Source organism: Pseudomonas mendocina (genome assembly GCF_900636545.1).
Classification (GTDB): Bacteria; Pseudomonadota; Gammaproteobacteria; order Pseudomonadales; family Pseudomonadaceae; genus Aquipseudomonas; species Aquipseudomonas mendocina.
Window position 1 is genome coordinate 3,750,622 of sequence record NZ_LR134290.1, and the last position, 18,810, is coordinate 3,769,431.

The following is an 18,810-nucleotide window of genomic DNA, read 5'->3' on the forward strand; positions in this document are numbered from 1 at the left end:
GTCTGCATGTCGCTGTCCCCCGGGTTGATCGCCGCGGTCGCCCTGATCTACATGGCCATTCTTTTCGCCATCGCCTTCTATGGCGACCGCCGTAGTGCGCCGATGCCGCCGAAAGTCCGCGCCTGGGTCTACTCGTTGTCGCTTGCGGTCTATTGCACCAGTTGGACCTTCTTCGGCGCCGTCGGCCAGGCAGCCGAACAACTGTGGTCGTTCCTGCCGATCTACCTCGGTCCGATCATCCTGCTGCTGACCATGCCCTGGGTGCTGCAGAAGATGGTGATGATCAGCAAGCAGGAGAACATCACCTCGATCGCCGACTTCATCGCCGCGCGTTACGGCAAGTCGCAGTCGCTGGCCATCGTCGTAGCCCTGATCTGCCTGGTCGGCGTGCTGCCCTACATCGCCCTGCAGCTCAAGGGCATCGTGCTCGGTGTCAATCTGCTAATTGGCGTGCACGCCCAGGATACCGGTACCAGCGCCCAGGACACCGCGCTGATCGTATCGCTGGCGCTGGCGCTGTTCACCATTCTGTTCGGCACACGCAACCTCGACGTCACCGAGCACCACCGCGGCATGGTGCTGGCCATCGCCTTCGAATCGCTGGTCAAGCTGCTGGCCTTCCTGGCCGTCGGCGCATTCGTCACCTTCGGCCTGTACAACGGCTTCAACGACCTGCTGGAGCAGGCACACAACACCGCCGAGCTGGACGACTTCTGGAACGAGGCGGTGAACTGGCCGGCGATGCTGGTGCAGACCGGCATGGCCATGATCGCCATCGTCTGCCTGCCGCGGCAGTTCCACGTCACCGTGGTGGAAAACATCGAACCCAAGGACCTGCGCCTGGCGCGCTGGGTATTCCCGGCCTATCTGGTGCTGGCCGTATTGTTCGTCGTCCCTATCGCCCTGGCCGGCCAGATGCTGCTGCCAGCCGGCATCACACCAGATTCCTTCGTCATCAGTCTGCCGCTGGCCGAAGCCCATCCGGGGCTCGCGGTGCTGGCCTTCATCGGCGGCGCCTCGGCAGCCACCGGCATGGTGATCGTCGCCTCGGTTGCGCTGTCGACCATGATTTCCAACGACATGTTGCTGCCCTGGCTGCTGCGCCGGCAGAGCACCGAGCGGCCGTTCGAGGCGTTTCGCCACTGGATGCTCACCGCCCGCCGCGTCAGCATCGTGCTGATTCTGCTGCTGGCCTACGTCTGCTATCGCCTACTCGGTGAAGGCACCAGCCTGGCGACCATCGGCCAGGTTTCGTTCGCCGCCATCGGCCAGCTGGCGCCGGCCATGTTCGGCGCGCTGGTGTGGAAGCAGGCCAACCGTCGTGGCGTATTCGCCGGCCTGATCTTCGGCGCCATGCTCTGGTTCTACACCCTGGTGCTGCCGCTGGCGGCACGTGGCATGGGTTGGTCGCTGGACAGCTTCCCCGGGCTCACCGCCCTGCTCTACGCCCCCATCGGCCTGCAGGTCGACCCGCTGACGCGCGGCGTGGTGCTGTCACTGGCTGGCAACATGCTGCTGTTCGCCTGGGTTTCCTGGTTCTCCCGAACCCGGGTTTCCGAGCACTGGCAGGCTGGGCGTTTCATCGGCCATGACCTGGGCACCAAGCCCAGCGGCCGCAGCCTGCTGGCAGTCCAGGTGGCCGACCTGCTGATGCTCTCCAGCCGTTTCGTCGGCGAGGAACGTGCGCGCCAGAGCTTCACCCGCTTCGCCCTGCGCCAGGGCAAAGGCAAGGACTTCGATCCCAACCAGCCGGCCAATAGCGAATGGATCGCGCATACCGAGCGCCTGCTCGCTGGCGTACTCGGTGCATCGTCGACCCGCGCAGTGGTCAAGGCCGCCATCGAAGGCCGCGAGATGCAGGTCGAGGATGTGGTGCGTATCGTCGACGAAGCCAGTGAAGTGCTGCAGTTCAACCGTGCCTTGCTGCAGGGAGCGATCGAGAACATCACCCAGGGCATCAGCGTGGTCGACCAGAACCTGCGCCTGGTGGCCTGGAACCATCGCTACCTGGAATTGTTCGAGTACCCCGAAGGCCTGATCTACGTGGGGCGGCCGATTGCCGAGATCATCCGCTTCAACGCCGAACGCGGCATGCTCGGTGGCGGCAATGTCGAAGAGAACGTCGCCAAGCGCCTGTACTGGATGCGTCAGGGCACCGCCCACAGCTATGAACGGGTATTCCCCAATGGCCGGGTGATCGAGCTGATCGGCAATCCCATGCCGGGCGGTGGATTCGTCATGAGCTTCACCGATATCACCGAGTTCCGCGAAGCCGAACGCGCCCTCAAGGACGCCAACGAAAGCCTCGAACAGCGGGTCGCCGAACGGACCTTCGAACTGTCGAAACTGAACCAGGCACTGACCGAGGCCAAAGCCCATGCCGAGGCCGCCAACCAGTCGAAAACGCGCTTTCTCGCTGCAGTCAGCCATGACCTGATGCAACCGCTCAATGCCGCCAGGTTGTTCTCCGCGGCACTGGCTCATCAGGATGAAGCCTTGCCCAGCGAAGCCCAGGAGCTGGTCAGGCACCTGGACAGCTCGCTGCGCTCAGCCGAAGATCTGATCACCGACCTGCTGGATATCTCGCGCCTGGAGAACGGGCGGATCACGCCCGATCGCCATCCCTTCGCCCTGTCCAGCCTGTTCGACACCCTCTCCGCCGAGTTCGGCGTGCTGGCTGCCGAACAGGGCATCGATCTGCGCGTGCATGGCAGCCGGCAATGGATCGACAGCGACATCAAATTGCTGCGCCGGGTGCTGCAGAACTTCCTGACCAACGCCTTCCGCTATGCCAAGGGACGCGTGGTGCTGGGCGTACGCCGCGAAGGCGAGCAATTGCGCCTGGAGGTCTGGGACCGCGGCATGGGCATCCCCGAGGACAAGCGCAAGGTGATATTCGAGGAGTTCAAGCGCCTGGATAGCCACCAGACCCGCGCCGAGAAAGGCCTGGGCCTGGGCCTGGCGATTGCCGACGGCCTGTGCCGCGTGCTTGCTCACCGCCTGGAGGTGCGCTCCTGGCCGGGCAAGGGCAGCGTATTCAGCGTCAGCGTGCCGCTGGTGAGAAAACCGGCGCCGAAACCACAAGGCACCAGCGCATCGGTAGTCGATGGCCAACCGCTGCAGGGCACTCAAGTGATCTGCATCGACAACGAGGACAGCATCCTCACCGGCATGTACAGCCTGCTCTCGCGTTGGGGCTGCCAGGTATGGACGGCGCGCAACCGCCTGGAGTGCGAACATTTGCTCAGCGAGGACGTGCATCCGCAACTGGCGCTGGTTGACTATCACCTCGACGAGGGCGAGACCGGCACCGAGCTCATGGCCTGGCTACGCACCCGTATGGGCGAACCCGTGCCCGGCGTGGTGATCAGCGCCGACGGGCGTCCTGAGCTGGTTGCCGAAGTGCATGCCGCCGGCCTCGACTACCTGCCCAAGCCGGTCAAGCCGGCTGCCCTGCGCGCCCTGCTCAGCCGTCATCTGATCTTGCGCGGTTAGCGACGGGAGGTCGCCAGGACGCGAACCTCGCCGGGAAGCTCGTGCATATGGGGCACTAACCGCGTTGCAGGAAGCCCTGCAGCAATTGGTGCACACGCTCGCTCAGCTCACGGTTGGCGGCCACCGGCAGGCCGCGCGCCAGCTCTGCCTCGACCACCTGTTCGACCAGCGGGCGCAACTGCAGCAGCTGGGCGCTGAGCCCTTCCAGCTGATCGGCACGGGGCAGCGAACTCTGCAGCAGCGGATTGACCAGGTGCCCGACAATCATCTGCACGATACCGGTGGATACCTGTTCGACGTGCCGGCGAATCGACTCCAGCTCATCGAGTAGCGCCGGCAGCGGGATGCCGGCGCGGTACAGCTCGACGCCCGCGGCGAACAGGCGCGGGCTGGGCACCCTGAGGTGGTCACCCGCAAATTGCAGCAGGCCCATGGCCTGGGCACGGTCGATCAGCGCATCATCCAGGCCATCACCGAAAATTGCCTGCAACTCGGCGAACTCCAGGCGTCCTGGCTGCTCGGGTTCACCAGGCCCACGAATGGCCTGGTCGAGCCCCAACACGTGAGCGAGGTCGCGGCCCTGGGCCCAGGCATCGAACAGCTCACGAATACTGGCGATGCTGTAGCCACGCTCCAGCAACTGGCCAATCAGACGCAGGCGCGCCAGGTGCTCAGCGCCATAGATGCCCACTCGTCCGCGCCGCTCAGGTGGCGGCAGCAATCCGCGGTCCTGATAGGCACGCACGTTGCGCACGGTGGTCTGCGCCGCCCGGGCCAACTCGTCGACGGTGTATTCGGCAGCCGTCGCCGCCTCGGACGCAGCGTTGCCAAGCAGGCGCTGGAAGAACATGGAAATCTCAGTCATGCGCCGATCATAGTCGCGGGCCAGGCCCTCGCCAACCGTTGCGCTGGCCCCAACCAAGGGCTGGTTCTGCACCTGACCGCCCCCATACAAGAACCCTCGGGTGATCACTCAGGATGCCGTTGCAGAGCAGCGCAGCCCGTCAGGTAACGCCGTAACACGACAGCGCCACGCCTTGCGACGGCTAGGCAAGAGGCGTACGGCGCACAACAATGACGATTACATCAGAAAATGTAATCGTCATGTTCTGGAGCCTGCCATGCCTTTGCTCGTCCACCCACTCGGCCTTCCGCGATGAACGCTCCGCTGCTGCCTCATGAGCGGCCACCGCACCTGTTGGATATCGATAGCGATGGCCTGCGCCTGCGCACCTACATCTGGGACAAGGCTGATGCCCCGACCCTGCTGTTGGTGCATGGCTATCCGGACAGTCATGAGATCTGGCGGCCGCTGATCCGTGAGCTGGCCGGCGACTACCGAATCGTCGCTTACGATGTACGCGGCTTTGGAGCGTCCGCAGTGCCGAAGCGCCTGCGCGACTACCGCCTGGAGCAGTTGGGACGCGACCTCGAAGCAGTGGTACAGGCCACCAGTGCGGGTCGTCCGGTGCACCTGATCGCCCATGACTGGGGTTCCATTCAGAGCTGGGAGGCTGTGACCGAACCGCGTATCCAGCCGCTGCTGGCGTCCTACACCAGCATCTCCGGCCCTTGCCTCGACCATGTCGGCCACTGGATGCGCGAGCGCTTGAGCCTGCGTCGGCCTGAGGCGCTGTTGCAGGCGCTGGGACAGTTGCTCAGCTCCTGGTACATCGCCTTCTTCCACATCCCGCTGCTACCGGAACTGGGCTGGCGCCTGGGCCTGGATCGGGCCTGGCCCAGGCTGCTGCGGCGTCTCGAAGGCGTGCGCAGCCTGCCGCCGAGCCCGACGCAGCGCAGCGACGGCATGCGCGGGGTGCAGTTGTACCGCGCCAACTTCATACGCAGTCTGTTCAGACCGCGCTCGCGCAGCACCCGCGTACCGGTGCAACTGATCGTGCCGCTGAGAGACCGCTTCGTGCGTCCGCAGCTATTCGAGGATTTGCAGCACTGGGCGCCACTGCTGACTCGTCGAGAAGTCAGCGCCGGCCATTGGCAATTGTTGGCCGAACCCACTGCGCTAGCCGGCTGGCTGCGCGACTACGTGAACAGACTCGAACAGGCCCGCGCTCGCTCGGACCGACCGGAAGGTAACCCGAACTAGCGACGCGGCTACAAGGGGCGACGGCCGCTCACTCGCCCAGTTCGTCCAATGCCGGCAGATCGGCAGAGCGTTCGAGCAACTCGCCCGGCAGGCTCTTGCTCGCCCGGGCGCCCAACAGCTTGAGGTTTTCCACACGGCCAACGAGGTTGCCACGGCCGTCGACCAGCTTGTTGCGCGCGCTGGCATAGGCCTTGTCCAGTTGCTGCAGGCGATTACCCATTTCGTCCAGGTCGGCAACGAAGGCAACAAACTTGTCGTACAGCTGGCCGGCGCGCTCGGCGATCTCGCGCGCGTTCTGGCCCTGGCGCTCCTGGCGCCACAGGCTGTCGATCACCCGCAAGGTCGCCAGCAAGGTGGTCGGGCTGACGATCACCACCTGCTGCTCGAAGGCTTCCTGGAACAGGTCCGGTTCGGCCTGCAGCGCTGCTGCGAAAGCGGCCTCGATCGGCACGAAGAGCAGGACGAAATCCAGGCTGTGCAGGCCCTCGAGGCGCTGGTAGTCCTTGCCGGACAAGCCCTTGAGGTGGCTGCGCAGTGAGATCAGATGTTGCTTGAGCGCCTGCTGGCGAATCGGCTCGTCCACCGCAGAGACATACTGCTGGTAGGCACTGAGGCTAACCTTGGCATCGACGATCACCTGCTTGTCGCCGGGTAGACGGATCAGCACGTCAGGCTGGAAACGCTCGCCACCTGCACCCTTGAGGCTGACTTGGGTCTGGTATTCCCGCCCCTTCTCCAGGCCGGCATGCTCCAGCACACGCTCCAACACCAGCTCGCCCCAGTTGCCCTGGGTCTTCTGCCCCTTGAGCGCACGCGTCAGGTTGGTTGCCTCGTCGCCCAGGCGCTGGTTGAGTTGCTGCAGGCGCTCCAGCTCCTTGCTCAGGGAAAAGCGTTCGCGCGCCTCTTGTTGATAACTCTCGTCGACACGTTTCTCGAACGCCTGGATGCGCTCCTTCAGCGGGTCGAGCAACTGACCGAGGCGCTGCTGGCTGGTCTCGGCGAAACGCTGCTCGCGCTCATCGAAGATTTTCGTCGCCAACTCGGAGAACTGGGCGCGCAGTTCGTTGCGTGCGCCCTGCAGGTCATCGAGACGCTGCTGCTGGTTGTCGCGGTTCTCCTGCAGCTCAGCCGCCAGCGCCGCGCATTCTGCGGTCAGACGGCGCAGCTCGGCTTCGTTACGCTCGCGTTGCTGGTTCCAGGATTGCGCGGCCTCGCGGGCGATCTGCCGTTCCTGCTGCAGCAGTTCGTTCTCACGGCGCAGGCCGGCCAGCTCGGTCTGCTGGTCTACCTTGATCTCACTGACCTCGGCCAGTTCCGCACGGCAGGCGTCGAGTTGCGCCAGCAGGCCGGCCTGGCTTAGCTGGGCATGCTCCAGGCGTTCCTGCAGCAGCGCCTGCTCACCTTGTTCGCGCGTCAGCCGGCGTTGCAGTGACCAGAGCGCCGCCAACAGCGGCACCAGCGCGACGACTGCACCGACGGCAAGAGAAAGGGGATCGATTGGCATAGACGCTCCATGTTGGACCGACGAGCAGTATACCCAGCCGGCGATTCACACGGGGCCAGCACGCACTCAGCGTGAAAGGCGCTCCAGCTCCAGCTGAGCACCGCGGTCGCCGGCACGAGCGGCCTGGCGCAGTAATTCATAACCGATACGACGGTCGCGGGTGTTGCCACAGTCGCGGCAGAGCAGTTGGCCCAGGCGGCTTTGCGCCTGCACGCAACCTTTGCGCGCGGGCTGCTTGAGCAAGTTGCCGGCGATTCGCTTGACGCTGGGCGTTTGCCCCAGACGTGGACTGTCGAGCAGCCATAGCGCGACACGCATGGGCAGACGAGAAGAACCGGAGCGGGTTACGGAGGATGAAGAAGGTAAAGCGCGAGGCATAAATAAAGGGGGGTGACTGCCGGGGCGCGCCACTCTACTCCTTTTTTGCCGAAGGTAAAGCCTTGCCTGGCGGACGGATTGCCGAGGCCGAAAAGAGTTCCTTCACAATCCACAGAAGCTGTGGATAACTCAGTGAACAACTTGGGCGAAAGAGGTGCCAGGCCCGATGTTTCGGGACTCCCAGACAAACTGTCGATTTTTTCACCAATGAAAAAATTTCATATTTTTCATTGACTTAAAAATCAGCCACGAGAAATCAAACGCTTAGCGGCGTTTCTGACAGTGATGTGACAGGCTGCTTCAGCTTTGTGCACAACTCGCTGCGACATATCCGCGCAGCGCTCTGTTTCGGGGCATTCAAATGGCTATTGCGGCACTTATGCGGGCTGCGGCAGCCATACCGGCAGCCGGGTCCCAGCCCAGCGAAACGGTCATGGTCAATCCAGCACCCAGGCGCGCTCGTGCAGGTGGTTTTGCACAGCAAGGGCGCATGACCATGCGCACAGCAAATTCAGCGCCACAGATCAACTTGGCACCCTCCGGAGCATGGGGTACCGTCCCGCAACGGCACCTGGCAAGGAGAACTCATGAGCCGCCGGCGTTTCTGGCTGAGCATCTGCATAGCGATTCCGGCGCTGCTGTCGCTACTGGCCGTCTATGTGGGCTATCGCGTTCAGCAGTTGCTGGAAGAACAGCATATCGAGCTGGACTGGCAGGGTTTCACCCTCACCTGGCGTGGCCTGCAGTTGCATGAGGTGAACCTGATGCAGCGCGACCAGGGTGAATTGCGGGCCCATGCCAAGCAACTTCAACTGCTATGGCTGGCCAACGAGGCGCCGCGCTACCGCCTGACTGCGCAGACTCTGCGAGTGGACTGGCTACCGGCGGATTCGCAGGCGCAGCCCCCGGCAGACAGCAGGCTGGACGCCAACCTTCGGACGATGCTCAACGCCCTGCCCTGGCTGCCGAGGCGGATCGAACTAGATGACGTCCAGGCGCAACTGCCTTGCAGCAGCGGCCGCTGCGTACTCGACGGCGAGCTCGACCTGCTGCGTCTAGACGACACCTTGCAACTGCGTTTGCGGCTGCTACGCGAAAACCACAATGCGCTATTGCAAGCACACTTGCAGGGCCTCGATGGTGCACTGGACAGCACGCGCCAACTGCAACTGACCCTGCACCTCGATGAACAGCAGCAACTGGAACTGCGCAGCGACCTGGCCGCTCAGGGCGATGCACTGCAATGGAACGGCGACCTGCTACTGGCACCGCTGCAGGAAATCGCCTGGGTCGCTGCCTGGCTGAGCGAATGGACACCACTGGACACGGCCAACCTGCCAGCGACGCCGCAGCAAGCCGGCATCATCGCCCAGTGGCAATTGCAGCTGCCGCAGACCACCCGCCAGCTAGGCGATCTGCTGGTCGCGCCTGGATGGCTACGTGTCGACGCCCAACTGCCGCAACCCTGGCCCATGCCCGGCCTCGGTCTGATCAGCGGTGAACTGCAGCTCGACCTGCTCAACACCACCGGCCTGTGGCAAGCCCGCAAATTGCACGGCGACCTGCATCTCGATATCCGCGACGCGCCCTGGCTGGCCGCGCTGCCAAGCGGCCTTCGGGCAAACCATCTGCAGTTGCAACTGCAGCCGCTGGAGAGCCGCGTGGATAACGAACTGGCCCTGCAACTGAGCCTCGCCGGAGAGGGGGCGCTAGAAATGCAGGCCAACGCCGAGCTTGGCCTGCAGCAATCGCGCGACTGGGCGCTCGAGGTGCGCCAGTTGCAGCTCGACGCCCGCAGCAAACGCGTGGATCTGGGCAACAATCGAGCCGATGGTCTGCAGCTGAATCTCGAGCTGTCTGGCAATGTCACGGCGCAACAGCTGCAACTCGCGTTGGCCGCCCACTCAAGGCTGGAGATCCAGCGCCTGCGCGGCACCGATCTGGACCTGCGACAGGTTCGCTTGTCCCTCGACGGCCTGGGCATGGCCGGCGCACCCCATGCGCCGAGGCTGTCCGGCCCGCTGACGCTGCGCGTGCAGAATCTGCAGCATCCCCAATTGCAGGCCCAGGGCTGGCAATGGCAAGGCCGGATAGAGGCCGACGACGCCCACCAGAAACTCGATGGCGCCCTGCTGGTCGACTCCGGCCTTAGCCTGGCCCTAGGCCTGAACAACACAGCCGATGGGCTGACGCTGAACGCCACGCTCGACGAACTTTTCCTACGTGCCGGTAACCCGCTGGCGCAAACCCTGGCCAACTGGCCGCCACTGTTGACCCTGGACAATGGCCGCATCCAGGCCGACGCCAGCCTGAATATGCCCAGCGACAAGCCCCTGCAACTCAAGGCGCAGCTCAGCGGCAAGGGCCTGGCCGGTATCTACGATCGCAGCACGCTGAGCGGTGTGGACGGCGAACTGCACCTGCAACTGGCGGGCGATCGCCTGACGCTGGCACTGCCGAGCCTCAGTGCCAAACAGATCGATCCCGGCATTGCCCTAGGCCCGTTGCAATTGCAGGCCAACTATCAGGCCAGCCTGCAACATCCGATGGCCGGCAAACTCAGCCATCAGCGTGCGGAGCTAGGCATTCTTGGCGGCAGCCTGCGCCTGGAACCGGCGACCTGGGCGCTGGATCAATCCACCCAGTTGCTGCCGCTAAAGCTCAGTGGCCTGGACCTGCAGGAGCTGTTTCGCGTCTATCCGGCCGAAGGGCTGGAAGGCAATGGCCTGCTCGATGGAACCTTGCCGCTGCGCCTGGGCAAAACGCTCAGCATCGAGCAGGGGCTGATCGAAGCGCGCACTCCGGGCGGCCGCCTGCGCTTTCACTCGCCACGCATCCGCGCCATGGGTCAGACCAACCCGGGTATGAAGCTGGTCACCGATGCGCTGGAAGACTTCCACTACGATCTGCTCAGCAGTAGCCTCGACTACGATCAGTCCGGCACACTGCGTCTCGGTATGCGTCTACATGGACAGAACCCGGCCATCGAACAGGGCCGCCCGATTCACTTCAACATCAATCTGGAAGAAGACATTCCGACCCTGCTGGCGAGCCTGCAACTGACCGACAAGGTCAGCGACATCATCCAGCAACGGATCCAGCAACGGATGCGCCAGCGTGTCCCCCAAGAAACCAAGGAGTAGCGCGATGCGCACGTACCGCCTCCTCGCAGCCCTTAGCCTGGGGCTGCTGTGCCAGGCCTGTACCCCGACGGTGCAGCTGGCCATGCCCAACGAGCCGATCAACATCAACCTCAACGTCAAGGTCGAGCACGAGATCTACATCAAGGTGGACAAGGCGCTGGACAATGTCTTCAACGAAGACAGTGGCCTCTTCTAAGGAGAAGCATGATGATTCGATACCTTTCGACACTGCTGCTGGCACTGACCCTGAGCCTGCCGGCCTATGCGCTGAACCTCAACCAGGCCATGAGCGCCCTGGGCGACGCCAAGGCCAGCGGCCAACTGGGCGAGCAGCCCAATGGCTATCTGGGCGTGGTCAAATCCGGCGGTCAGGCCGACGAAATCGCCCATCTGATCAACCAGGCGCGCCGCGCCGAATACCAGAAGGTGGCCAAGGACAACGGCATCAGCCTGAGCGACGTGGAAGCCATCGCCGGCAAGAAGGCCATCGAGCGCACGCCCAAGGGCCAGTTCATCCAGCTGAACGGCCAGTGGCTGCAGAAGTAAAAAGCCTGCGGCAGAAACAAAAGAACCCGCCTAGGCGGGTTCTTTTTTGCGAGCGCAGCGATCAGGCGCCGGCTTTGCTCACGGCATCCTTGATCAGGGTCTGCAGTTCGCCCTTCTCGTACATCTCGGTGAGGATGTCGCTACCGCCGACCAGCTCACCACCGACCCACAACTGCGGGAAGGTCGGCCAGTTGGCGTACTTCGGCAGGTTGGCGCGGATTTCCGGGTTCTGCAGGATGTCGACATAGGCGAACTTCTCGCCGCAGCCCATCACCACCTGCGCAGCACGGGCAGAGAAGCCACACTGCGGGGCGTTGGGCGAGCCTTTCATGTACAGCAGAACGGTGTTGTTGGCGATCTGCTCTTTGATGGTTTCGATGATATCCATGGGGCACCTCAGCATAGACTTCGCGACCCGACGGTCGCCACGGTGGCGCGATTGTAGCGAAAAGCCGAGCATAATGCTCGGCCTTGCCGTCATCCCCAGAACTGTTTACGACCTAGCGAGCTAGAGCCATGCAAGGCGCTACGTTAGTAACAGCCTCCGGCTGGTCAAAACAGGCGAGGAGCGGTCGGAGTCGCGTTCGACTTTACAAGTTGTAAATGAGCAGTCCGAGCCTGTTTTTAACGCAGCAGGGCCGACGCGCAGCAGGTCGTTACGCAGCCACCACCTCAACCGGCACGCCGTTAAGCACTGCATTGCCGGACAGTACATCGAGGCGGCGTTCGTCGGTCAGGTCATTGGCGCTGGCACCGGGCTGGGCCTGCGCGATGTCCAGTCGCACGCCCGGGCGGGCATGGCCCCAACCATGCGGCAAACTGACCACACCGGCCATCACCTCGTCGCTGGCCGCGACTTCCACCTCGATACTGCCGACGCGCGAACGCACCCGTACGCGCTGCCCATCGGCCAGGCCGCGACTGGCCAGATCCACCGGGTTCATCAGCAACTGATGACGCGGCTTGCCCTTCACCAAACGGTGATAGTTGTGCATCCAGGAATTGTTGCTGCGTACATGACGGCGGCCGATCAGCAGCAGTTCATGGGCACCAGGCTGCTCCTGCCCGGCAAAGCGCGACAGGTCCGCCAGCAACGGTTCGGGCGCCGCCTGCACGGTCTTGCTCGGGGTTTTCAGGCGTGCCGCCAGGTTCGGCTGCAGAGGCCCCAGATCGAGCCCGTGGGGATGCTCGCGCAAGCTGGCCAGGCTGAGCTTGTGCTCGCTGCGATCACCATAGGCGCCGAAGCGCAGCCCCATGTCGATCATCTGTTCCGGCGCCATGGTCGGCTTCAGCTCCAGGTTATTGCGCGCGGCAAAGGCCTTGGCCAGACCGACGAAGATTTCCCAGTCGTGCAGTGCACCGTCCGGCTTGGCCAGCACCGCCTCGTTGAAACGGGTGACATTGCGCACGGCGAACACATTGAAGGTGGTGTCGTAGTGATCATGCTCCAGCGGCGCGGTCGGCGGCAGGATCAGGTCGGCGTAACGGGTGGTCTCGTTGATGTAGAAATCCACCGAGAGCATGAAGTCCAGGCCGTCCAACGCCCGCTCCAGTTGGCGACCGTTGGGTGTCGACAGCACCGGGTTGCCGGCTACCGTGACCAGCGCGCGGATCTGCCCTTCACCGGGGGTGAGCATCTCTTCGGCCAGCGCCGAAACTGGCAACTCACCGCCGTATTCCGGCAGCCCGGATACCCGGCTCTGCCAGCGGTTGAAATGGCCACCGGAAGTACTCGCCACCAGATCGACCGCCGGCGAAGTGCAAAGCACCCCACCGACGCGGTCCAGATTGCCGGTCACCAGGTTGATCAGCTGTACCAGCCATTGGCACAGCGTGCCGAAAGCCTGGGTAGAAACGCCCATACGGCCATAGCAGACGGCCTTGTCGGCTGCGGCAAAATCACGCGCCAGTTGCCGAATGGTCTCAGCCGGCACGCCACAGCGCGCGCTCATCGCCTCAGCGTGGAAGCCGGCGATCGCCGCGCGCACCTGCTCCAACCCTTCCACCGGCAGATGGCTGTCGCGGGTCAGGCCCTCCTCGAACAGGGTATTGAGCAGCGCCAGCAGCAGCGCGGCATCGCTGCCGGGCCGCACGAACAGGTGCTGGTCGGCAATGGCCGCGGTTTCACTGCGACGTGGGTCGACGACCACCAGCTTGCCGCCACGAGCCTGGATGGCCTTCAGGCGCTTCTCCACGTCCGGCACGGTCATGATGCTGCCGTTGGAGGCCAGCGGGTTACCGCCGAGGATCAGCATGAAGTCGGTGTGATCGATATCGGGAATCGGGATCAGCAGGCCGTGGCCATACATCAGGAGACTGGTCAGATGGTGCGGCAACTGATCGACCGAGGTGGCCGAGAAGCGATTGCGGGTTTTCAGCTGGCCAAGGAAGTAGTTGCTGTGGGTCAGCAACCCATAGTTGTGCACGCTGGGGTTGCCCTGGTAAACCGCCACCGCACTCTGTCCATGCTCGGCCTGGATCGCGCTCAGGCGCTCGGCCACCAACTCGAACGCCTCATCCCAGCCGATGGCCTGCCACTGCTCGCCGATGCGCCGCATGGGCTGGCGAATGCGATTAGGGTCATTCTGGATATCCTGCAGCGCCACCGCCTTGGGGCAGATATGGCCACGGCTGAAGCTGTCCTGGGCATCGCCCTTGATCGAGCGAATCTGCAAGGTGCCATCCGGCTGGGTTTCGGTTTCGATGGCAAGGCCGCAGATGGCTTCGCACAGGTGGCACGCACGGTAATGGAGGGACTTGGTCATGGCCTGGCCTCTTGTTCTGATCCGAGACGACCGGTCAGGTCGCAGGTTTCGCACTATGGGCCGAGCATGGGAGCGACGCCAGCAGCGTTCGTCCCGTGAATCGGCAGGCATCATGGGTGCCGATCCAGGCGCTGAAGTCTTCGATATCGCTGGCGCCAAAGCTTTGGCAAAAAAGCTTGTAAAACAGGATTCTGCGCGCTCGCGGGCGGCAACTTGCGCCGTCTCGTCATTTCCTTATAGGATCGCGCCTTCCCCTGTTTCGTCGCACCCTGCGGCCTCCTGCCGCAAGCTCTGCTGTTTTTGTCGGTTTTGTCACCGGGCACAGGCTTGCGAACTGTAGTGATAAAGGTAGTTAACGATGAGCGTCAGACACTTCCTCTCGATGATGGATTACACACCGGACGAACTGGTGGGGTTGATCCGCCGAGCCATCGAGCTGAAGGACCTGCGCAACCGCGGCGTGCTGTTCGAGCCGCTGAAGAATCGCGTGCTGGGTATGATCTTCGAGAAGGCCTCGACCCGCACCCGTCTGTCGTTCGAAGCCGGCATGATCCAGCTCGGTGGCCAGGCCATCTTCCTCTCGCCGCGCGACACCCAGCTGGGCCGTGGCGAACCGATCGGCGACGCGGCGATCGTCATGTCGAGCATGCTCGACGCCGTGATGATCCGTACCTTCGCCCACAGCAACCTCACCGAATTCGCCGCCAAATCGAAAGTGCCGGTGATCAACGGTCTGTCCGATGACCTGCATCCCTGCCAGTTGCTGGCCGACATGCAGACCTTCCTCGAGCATCGCGGCAGCATCGCCGGCAAAACGGTGGCCTGGATCGGCGACGGCAACAACATGTGCAACTCCTATATCGAAGCGGCGATTCAGTTCGACTTCCAGCTCAAGGTCGCCTGCCCTGAGGGCTACGAGCCGGACGCACGCTTCCTCGCGCTGGCCGGTGACCGCGTGCAGGTGCTGCGTGACCCGCGCGAAGCCGTGGCCGGCGCGCATCTGGTGAGCACCGATGTATGGGCCTCCATGGGCCAGGAAGACGAAGCCGAACAGCGCATGGCGCTGTTCCGCCCTTACCAGGTCACCCCTGCACTGCTCGATAACGCTGCACCGGATGTGCTGTTCATGCACTGCCTGCCGGCGCATCGCGGAGAGGAAATCAGCATCGACATGCTCGACGACCCGCGCTCGGTTGCCTGGGACCAGGCCGAGAACCGCCTGCACGCGCAGAAGGCGCTGCTCGAACTGCTGGTCGAGCCGGCGTATCACCACGCATGAGCCAGCCGCTGCTGCAGCTACGCGGGCTGAACTGCGGCTACCACAGCCATAAGGTGGTGCAGGATCTCGACCTGCACCTCAACGCTGGCGATATTGGTTGCCTGCTGGGCCCTTCCGGCTGCGGCAAGACCACCACGCTGCGCGCCATCGCCGGTTTCGAGCCGGTACTCGAAGGTGAGATCGAGCTCGACGGTAAAATCATCTCCCGCGCTGGTTTCACCCTGGCGCCGGAGAAACGCCACATCGGCATGGTGTTCCAGGATTACGCCCTGTTCCCCCACCTCAGCGTGGCGGAGAACGTCGCCTTCGGCATACGCAAGCAAGCCAACGCCGAGCGCGTCACTCAGGAGCTGCTGGAACTGGTCAAGCTCGGCAACCTGGCCAAGCGCTACCCGCACGAGCTTTCCGGCGGGCAGCAACAACGTGTCGCCCTGGCCCGCGCCCTCGCGCCGGAGCCGAAGCTGCTGCTGCTCGACGAACCCTTTTCCAACCTCGATGGCGAGCTGCGCCGGCGCCTGAGCCACGAGGTCCGCGATATCCTCAAGACCCGCGGCACCAGCGCCATTCTGGTCACCCACGATCAGGAAGAGGCTTTCGCGGTCAGCGATCATGTCGGCGTGTTCCAGGGCGGTCGTCTGGAGCAGTGGGATACGCCCTTCAACCTCTACCACGAGCCACTGACGCCCTTCGTCGCCAGCTTTATCGGTCAGGGTTACTTCATTCGCGGCCAGCTGCTCAGCCCGGATACGGTACAGACCGAGCTCGGCATGATACGCGGCAATCGCGCCTACACCTGGGCGCAAGGCAGCGCGGTGGATGTGTTGTTGCGTCCGGATGACATCGTTGCGGATGAAGGTAGCGGCCTGAAGGCGCGCATCGTCGGCAAGACCTTCCTCGGCGCCGCCACCCTGTATCGCCTGCAATTGCCCACCGGCAGCCAACTGGAATCGATTTTCCCCAGCCATGCCGACCACCAGCCAGGCGACGAGGTGGGCATCCGCATCGCCGCCGATCACCTGGTAGCCTTCCCGGCCCTGGGCAGCGTGGCGGCGCAGTTGCAACTGAGCGACTCCGGCGGCGTGCGCCGGGTCAGCAGCAACTAATCAGAGCATCAGCTGGCCGCTGGCGATATGCCGCGCGTGGCCCGCGATCTTCACCCGACTGCCGTCCAGACGGCAGAGCAACTCGCCACCGCGTGCCGAACACTGAAAAGCGTTGAGCTCGGTGCGCCCCAGGCGTTCAGACCAGTACGGCACCAGCATGCAGTGAGTCGAACCGGTCACCGGGTCCTCGGCGATGCCGATGGCAGGTGCGAAGTATCGCGAGACGAAGTCATGCCGCTCGCCCGCTCCGGTGACCAGCACGCCAAGGCCCGGCAGTGCGGCCAGCGCCGGCAGATCGGGAGTGAAGCCACGCACCTGCGCCTCGGACGCCAGCACCGCCATCAATTCCTGGACGCTGCCATCGGCATTGAGCAGAGCCAACACCTGCTGCGCGGGCTGCCCCAGCGCGCGCTCGACATCCGCCTGCAACGACGCAGCCACCGGCCCCGCCGGACGCACAGGGAAATCCAGCTCAAGCCGCTCGCCCTGGCGAGTTACCCGTAACGCGCCGGATTTGCAGGTGAACTGCAGTACGTCGCCCGCCTCGTGATAGAGATCGAACAGCACCTTGGCGCTGGCCAGGGTCGCATGGCCACACAGCGGCACCTCGCTGGTCGGGGTGAACCAGCGGATATGCCAGACCGCCTCTTCCTTCATCACGAACGCCGTCTCGGCCAGGTTGTGCTCGGCGGCGATACGCTGCATCAAAGGCTCGTCCAGCCAGGCATCCAGGCGGTAGACCATGGCGGGATTGCCCGCGAAAGGTTGGTCGGTAAAGGCGTCAACTTGATGAAATTCGAGCGGCATGATGCGTTCCTGGCCAGATCAGAAACGCCAGCATGCCTGCGCCAGGTCACCTGCAACAGGTACAGTTGCTGTTTTCCAGATGCCCAGGGTCTCGCGGCTGAAGCGGAGTTCCTGCGACGCTGGAAAGCGTCAGGGCTCGCTGCGCACCCGCTTTACCGCATCCAGCCAGCCGGCGTAGAGACGCTCGCGATGCGCGTCGTTCATCCGCGGCTCGAAACGTTGCTGGCGATGCCAGTGACTGGCGATGGCCTCGAGGTCGCGATACAGCCCGAGTTTCAGCCCTGCCAGATAGGCAACGCCGAGTGCAGTGGTCTCGGTGACCTCGGGCCGCTCGACACTGACGCCGAGGATGTCGGCAAGAAACTGCATGACCCAGTTGTTCTCCACCATGCCGCCGTCCACGCGCAGCGCGCTGGGCGCCGCCGCACCGTCCTGGCGCATGGCTTCGAGCAGGTCGCGGGTCTGGTAGCAAACGGACTGCAGGCCGGCGGTGACGATCTCCTTGATCCCGGTATCACGAGTCAGACCGAAGATCGCACCACGTGCCTTCGGGTCCCAGTAAGGCGCGCCCAGGCCGGTGAAGGCCGGCACCAGAAACACACCGCAGGCTTCCCCTGTTGCCTCGGCCAGGGCCTCGCTTTCGCGCGCATGACTGATCAGCTTGATGCCGTCGCGCAGCCACTGCACGGCGGCGCCGGCAACGAAGATGCTGCCCTCCACCGCGTAGGTGACCTTGCCATCGAGCCGGTAGCCCACCGTGGTCAGCAGGCGATTCTTCGAAGTCACCGGTTGCTCACCGGTGTTTTGAATCATGAAGCAGCCAGTGCCATAGGTACTCTTGACCATGCCCGGCTCGAAGCAGGCCTGACCGATCAAGGCTGCCTGCTGGTCTCCGGCCATACCCAACACCGGGATACTGGCGCCGAGCAGCTCGCGCTCGGTATGACCGAACTCGGCGGCGCAATCGAGCACCTCGGGTAGCAGGCCGGCGGGAATGCCGAACAGCTCGAGCAGCTCCTCGTCCCACTGCTGGGTATGGATGTTGAACATCAGTGTGCGCGACGCATTGCTGGCGTCGGTGCGGTGCACCTTGCCATCGGTCAGGCGCCACAGCAGGAAGCTGTCGACCGTACCGAAACGCAGCTCACCGCGCTCTGCCCGCTCCTGCGCGCCGGGCACGTTGCGCAGAATCCAGCGCAACTTGGTGGCGGAGAAATACGGATCGATCAGCAGGCCGGTCTTGGCCGAGACCATTGCCTCGTGGCCTTGCTCCTTGAGCCCGGCGCAATAGTCGGCGGTGCGGCGATCCTGCCAGACAATGGCCGGGTGGATGGGCGTGCCTGTCTTGGCATCCCAGACCAGCGTGGTTTCGCGCTGGTTGGTGATGCCGATGGCGGCGATCGCCTCAGGCTGCAGACCACTGCTGGCGATGGCGTCACGGCAGACCTTGAGCGTGGACAGCCAGATCTCCTGGCCGTCGTGCTCGACCCAGCCATCCTGCGGGAAGTACTGCTTGAATTCCTGCTGAGCACGCGCCACCGGCAAGCCCTGAGCACTGAAGATGATGGCGCGGGAGCTGGTGGTGCCCTGGTCGATGGCTAGCAGGTATTGAGACATGCAAGGTTCCTTGTTGTTATTGCCAACGATCGCTGCAGTTGACCGCAGGATGACTTATTTTGCTTGCAG

Annotated in this window: 14 protein-coding genes; 7 read left to right on the forward strand and 7 right to left on the reverse strand. The window is 63.8% G+C overall.

The window, feature by feature from the left end; translation table 11 throughout:
• Positions 1 to 6 precede the first annotated feature (6 nt).
• Complete coding sequence (locus EL191_RS17445; RefSeq protein ID WP_041979740.1) at positions 7 to 3,495, forward strand: hybrid sensor histidine kinase/response regulator; 3,489 nt, start codon at positions 7 to 9, stop codon at positions 3,493 to 3,495.
• A 55-nt stretch (positions 3,496 to 3,550) separates the two neighbouring features.
• Here the strand turns inward: EL191_RS17445 and EL191_RS17450 are convergent, their stop codons facing one another.
• Complete coding sequence (locus EL191_RS17450; protein ID WP_026042105.1) at positions 3,551 to 4,360, reverse strand: MerR family transcriptional regulator; 810 nt, start codon at positions 4,358 to 4,360, stop codon at positions 3,551 to 3,553.
• A gap of 291 nt (positions 4,361 to 4,651) precedes the next feature.
• Here EL191_RS17450 and EL191_RS17455 point away from each other — a divergent pair, with 291 nt between their 5' ends.
• The gene (locus tag EL191_RS17455; RefSeq protein WP_041979739.1) at positions 4,652 to 5,599 is read left to right on the forward strand and encodes an alpha/beta fold hydrolase; all 948 of its coding nucleotides are present in this window, start codon (positions 4,652 to 4,654) and stop codon (positions 5,597 to 5,599) included.
• 28 nt (positions 5,600 to 5,627) lie between these two features.
• Here the strand turns inward: EL191_RS17455 and rmuC are convergent, their stop codons facing one another.
• On the reverse strand, positions 5,628 to 7,103 hold the full coding sequence (rmuC, locus tag EL191_RS17460; RefSeq protein ID WP_041979737.1) for a DNA recombination protein RmuC: 1,476 nt from the start codon (positions 7,101 to 7,103) through the stop codon (positions 5,628 to 5,630).
• A gap of 66 nt (positions 7,104 to 7,169) precedes the next feature.
• Complete coding sequence (locus EL191_RS17465; RefSeq protein ID WP_013716752.1) at positions 7,170 to 7,421, reverse strand: SEL1-like repeat protein; 252 nt, start codon at positions 7,419 to 7,421, stop codon at positions 7,170 to 7,172.
• A 647-nt stretch (positions 7,422 to 8,068) separates the two neighbouring features.
• Between EL191_RS17465 and EL191_RS17470 the strand changes: the two genes are divergently transcribed.
• From EL191_RS17470 to EL191_RS17480, 3 genes are read left to right on the forward strand one after another with little or no spacing between them, the layout of a single operon-like run.
• Positions 8,069 to 10,624, forward strand: a complete 2,556-nt coding sequence (locus EL191_RS17470; RefSeq protein WP_041979735.1) for a YdbH domain-containing protein — start codon at positions 8,069 to 8,071, stop codon at positions 10,622 to 10,624.
• 4 nt (positions 10,625 to 10,628) lie between these two features.
• Entirely contained in the window at positions 10,629 to 10,820 is a 192-nt protein-coding gene (locus tag EL191_RS17475; protein WP_013716754.1) for a YnbE family lipoprotein, read from the forward strand.
• An 11-nt stretch (positions 10,821 to 10,831) separates the two neighbouring features.
• Positions 10,832 to 11,170: a YdbL family protein gene (locus tag EL191_RS17480; RefSeq protein WP_041979733.1), complete on the forward strand. Its 339-nt coding sequence runs from the start codon at positions 10,832 to 10,834 to the stop codon at positions 11,168 to 11,170.
• A gap of 61 nt (positions 11,171 to 11,231) precedes the next feature.
• On the opposite strand, the gene grxD is transcribed toward EL191_RS17480, so the two are convergent.
• Positions 11,232 to 11,558 (reverse strand): Grx4 family monothiol glutaredoxin, encoded by a 327-nt coding sequence (gene grxD / locus EL191_RS17485; protein WP_013716756.1) that lies wholly within the window; start codon positions 11,556 to 11,558, stop codon positions 11,232 to 11,234.
• A 268-nt stretch (positions 11,559 to 11,826) separates the two neighbouring features.
• Entirely contained in the window at positions 11,827 to 13,935 is a 2,109-nt protein-coding gene (locus EL191_RS17490) for a molybdopterin oxidoreductase family protein (protein ID WP_041979732.1), read from the reverse strand.
• A 358-nt stretch (positions 13,936 to 14,293) separates the two neighbouring features.
• Between EL191_RS17490 and argF the strand changes: the two genes are divergently transcribed.
• Both argF and EL191_RS17500 read left to right on the forward strand, forming a co-directional pair.
• Positions 14,294 to 15,214 (forward strand): ornithine carbamoyltransferase, encoded by a 921-nt coding sequence (gene argF, locus EL191_RS17495; RefSeq protein WP_041979729.1) that lies wholly within the window; start codon positions 14,294 to 14,296, stop codon positions 15,212 to 15,214.
• Positions 15,211 to 16,317 (forward strand): ABC transporter ATP-binding protein, encoded by a 1,107-nt coding sequence (locus tag EL191_RS17500; protein WP_041979728.1) that lies wholly within the window; start codon positions 15,211 to 15,213, stop codon positions 16,315 to 16,317. Before argF ends, EL191_RS17500 begins: the two co-directional genes overlap by 4 nt.
• On the opposite strand, the gene EL191_RS17505 is transcribed toward EL191_RS17500, so the two are convergent.
• Positions 16,318 to 17,124: a PhzF family phenazine biosynthesis protein gene (locus EL191_RS17505; RefSeq protein ID WP_041979727.1), complete on the reverse strand. Its 807-nt coding sequence runs from the start codon at positions 17,122 to 17,124 to the stop codon at positions 16,318 to 16,320. It abuts the gene before it with no gap.
• A gap of 129 nt (positions 17,125 to 17,253) precedes the next feature.
• Complete coding sequence (gene glpK / locus EL191_RS17510) at positions 17,254 to 18,741, reverse strand: glycerol kinase GlpK (protein WP_013716761.1); 1,488 nt, start codon at positions 18,739 to 18,741, stop codon at positions 17,254 to 17,256.
• Between the last annotated feature and the right edge of the window lie 69 nt (positions 18,742 to 18,810).

Coding starts and splice junctions, on each gene's coding strand:
- EL191_RS17475 (WP_013716754.1), top strand. CDS start 10,629: ATGCGCACGTACCGCCTCCTCGCAGCCCTTAGCCTGGGGCTGCTGTGC.
- EL191_RS17490 (WP_041979732.1), bottom strand. CDS start 13,935: ATGACCAAGTCCCTCCATTACCGTGCGTGCCACCTGTGCGAAGCCATC.
- grxD (WP_013716756.1), bottom strand. CDS start 11,558: ATGGATATCATCGAAACCATCAAAGAGCAGATCGCCAACAACACCGTT.
- EL191_RS17480 (WP_041979733.1), top strand. CDS start 10,832: ATGATTCGATACCTTTCGACACTGCTGCTGGCACTGACCCTGAGCCTG.
- EL191_RS17500 (WP_041979728.1), top strand. CDS start 15,211: ATGAGCCAGCCGCTGCTGCAGCTACGCGGGCTGAACTGCGGCTACCAC.
- EL191_RS17470 (WP_041979735.1), top strand. CDS start 8,069: ATGAGCCGCCGGCGTTTCTGGCTGAGCATCTGCATAGCGATTCCGGCG.
- rmuC (WP_041979737.1), bottom strand. CDS start 7,103: ATGCCAATCGATCCCCTTTCTCTTGCCGTCGGTGCAGTCGTCGCGCTG.
- argF (WP_041979729.1), top strand. CDS start 14,294: ATGAGCGTCAGACACTTCCTCTCGATGATGGATTACACACCGGACGAA.
- EL191_RS17465 (WP_013716752.1), bottom strand. CDS start 7,421: ATGCGTGTCGCGCTATGGCTGCTCGACAGTCCACGTCTGGGGCAAACG.
- EL191_RS17455 (WP_041979739.1), top strand. CDS start 4,652: ATGAACGCTCCGCTGCTGCCTCATGAGCGGCCACCGCACCTGTTGGAT.
- EL191_RS17505 (WP_041979727.1), bottom strand. CDS start 17,124: ATGCCGCTCGAATTTCATCAAGTTGACGCCTTTACCGACCAACCTTTC.
- glpK (WP_013716761.1), bottom strand. CDS start 18,741: ATGTCTCAATACCTGCTAGCCATCGACCAGGGCACCACCAGCTCCCGC.
- EL191_RS17445 (WP_041979740.1), top strand. CDS start 7: ATGTCGCTGTCCCCCGGGTTGATCGCCGCGGTCGCCCTGATCTACATG.
- EL191_RS17450 (WP_026042105.1), bottom strand. CDS start 4,360: ATGACTGAGATTTCCATGTTCTTCCAGCGCCTGCTTGGCAACGCTGCG.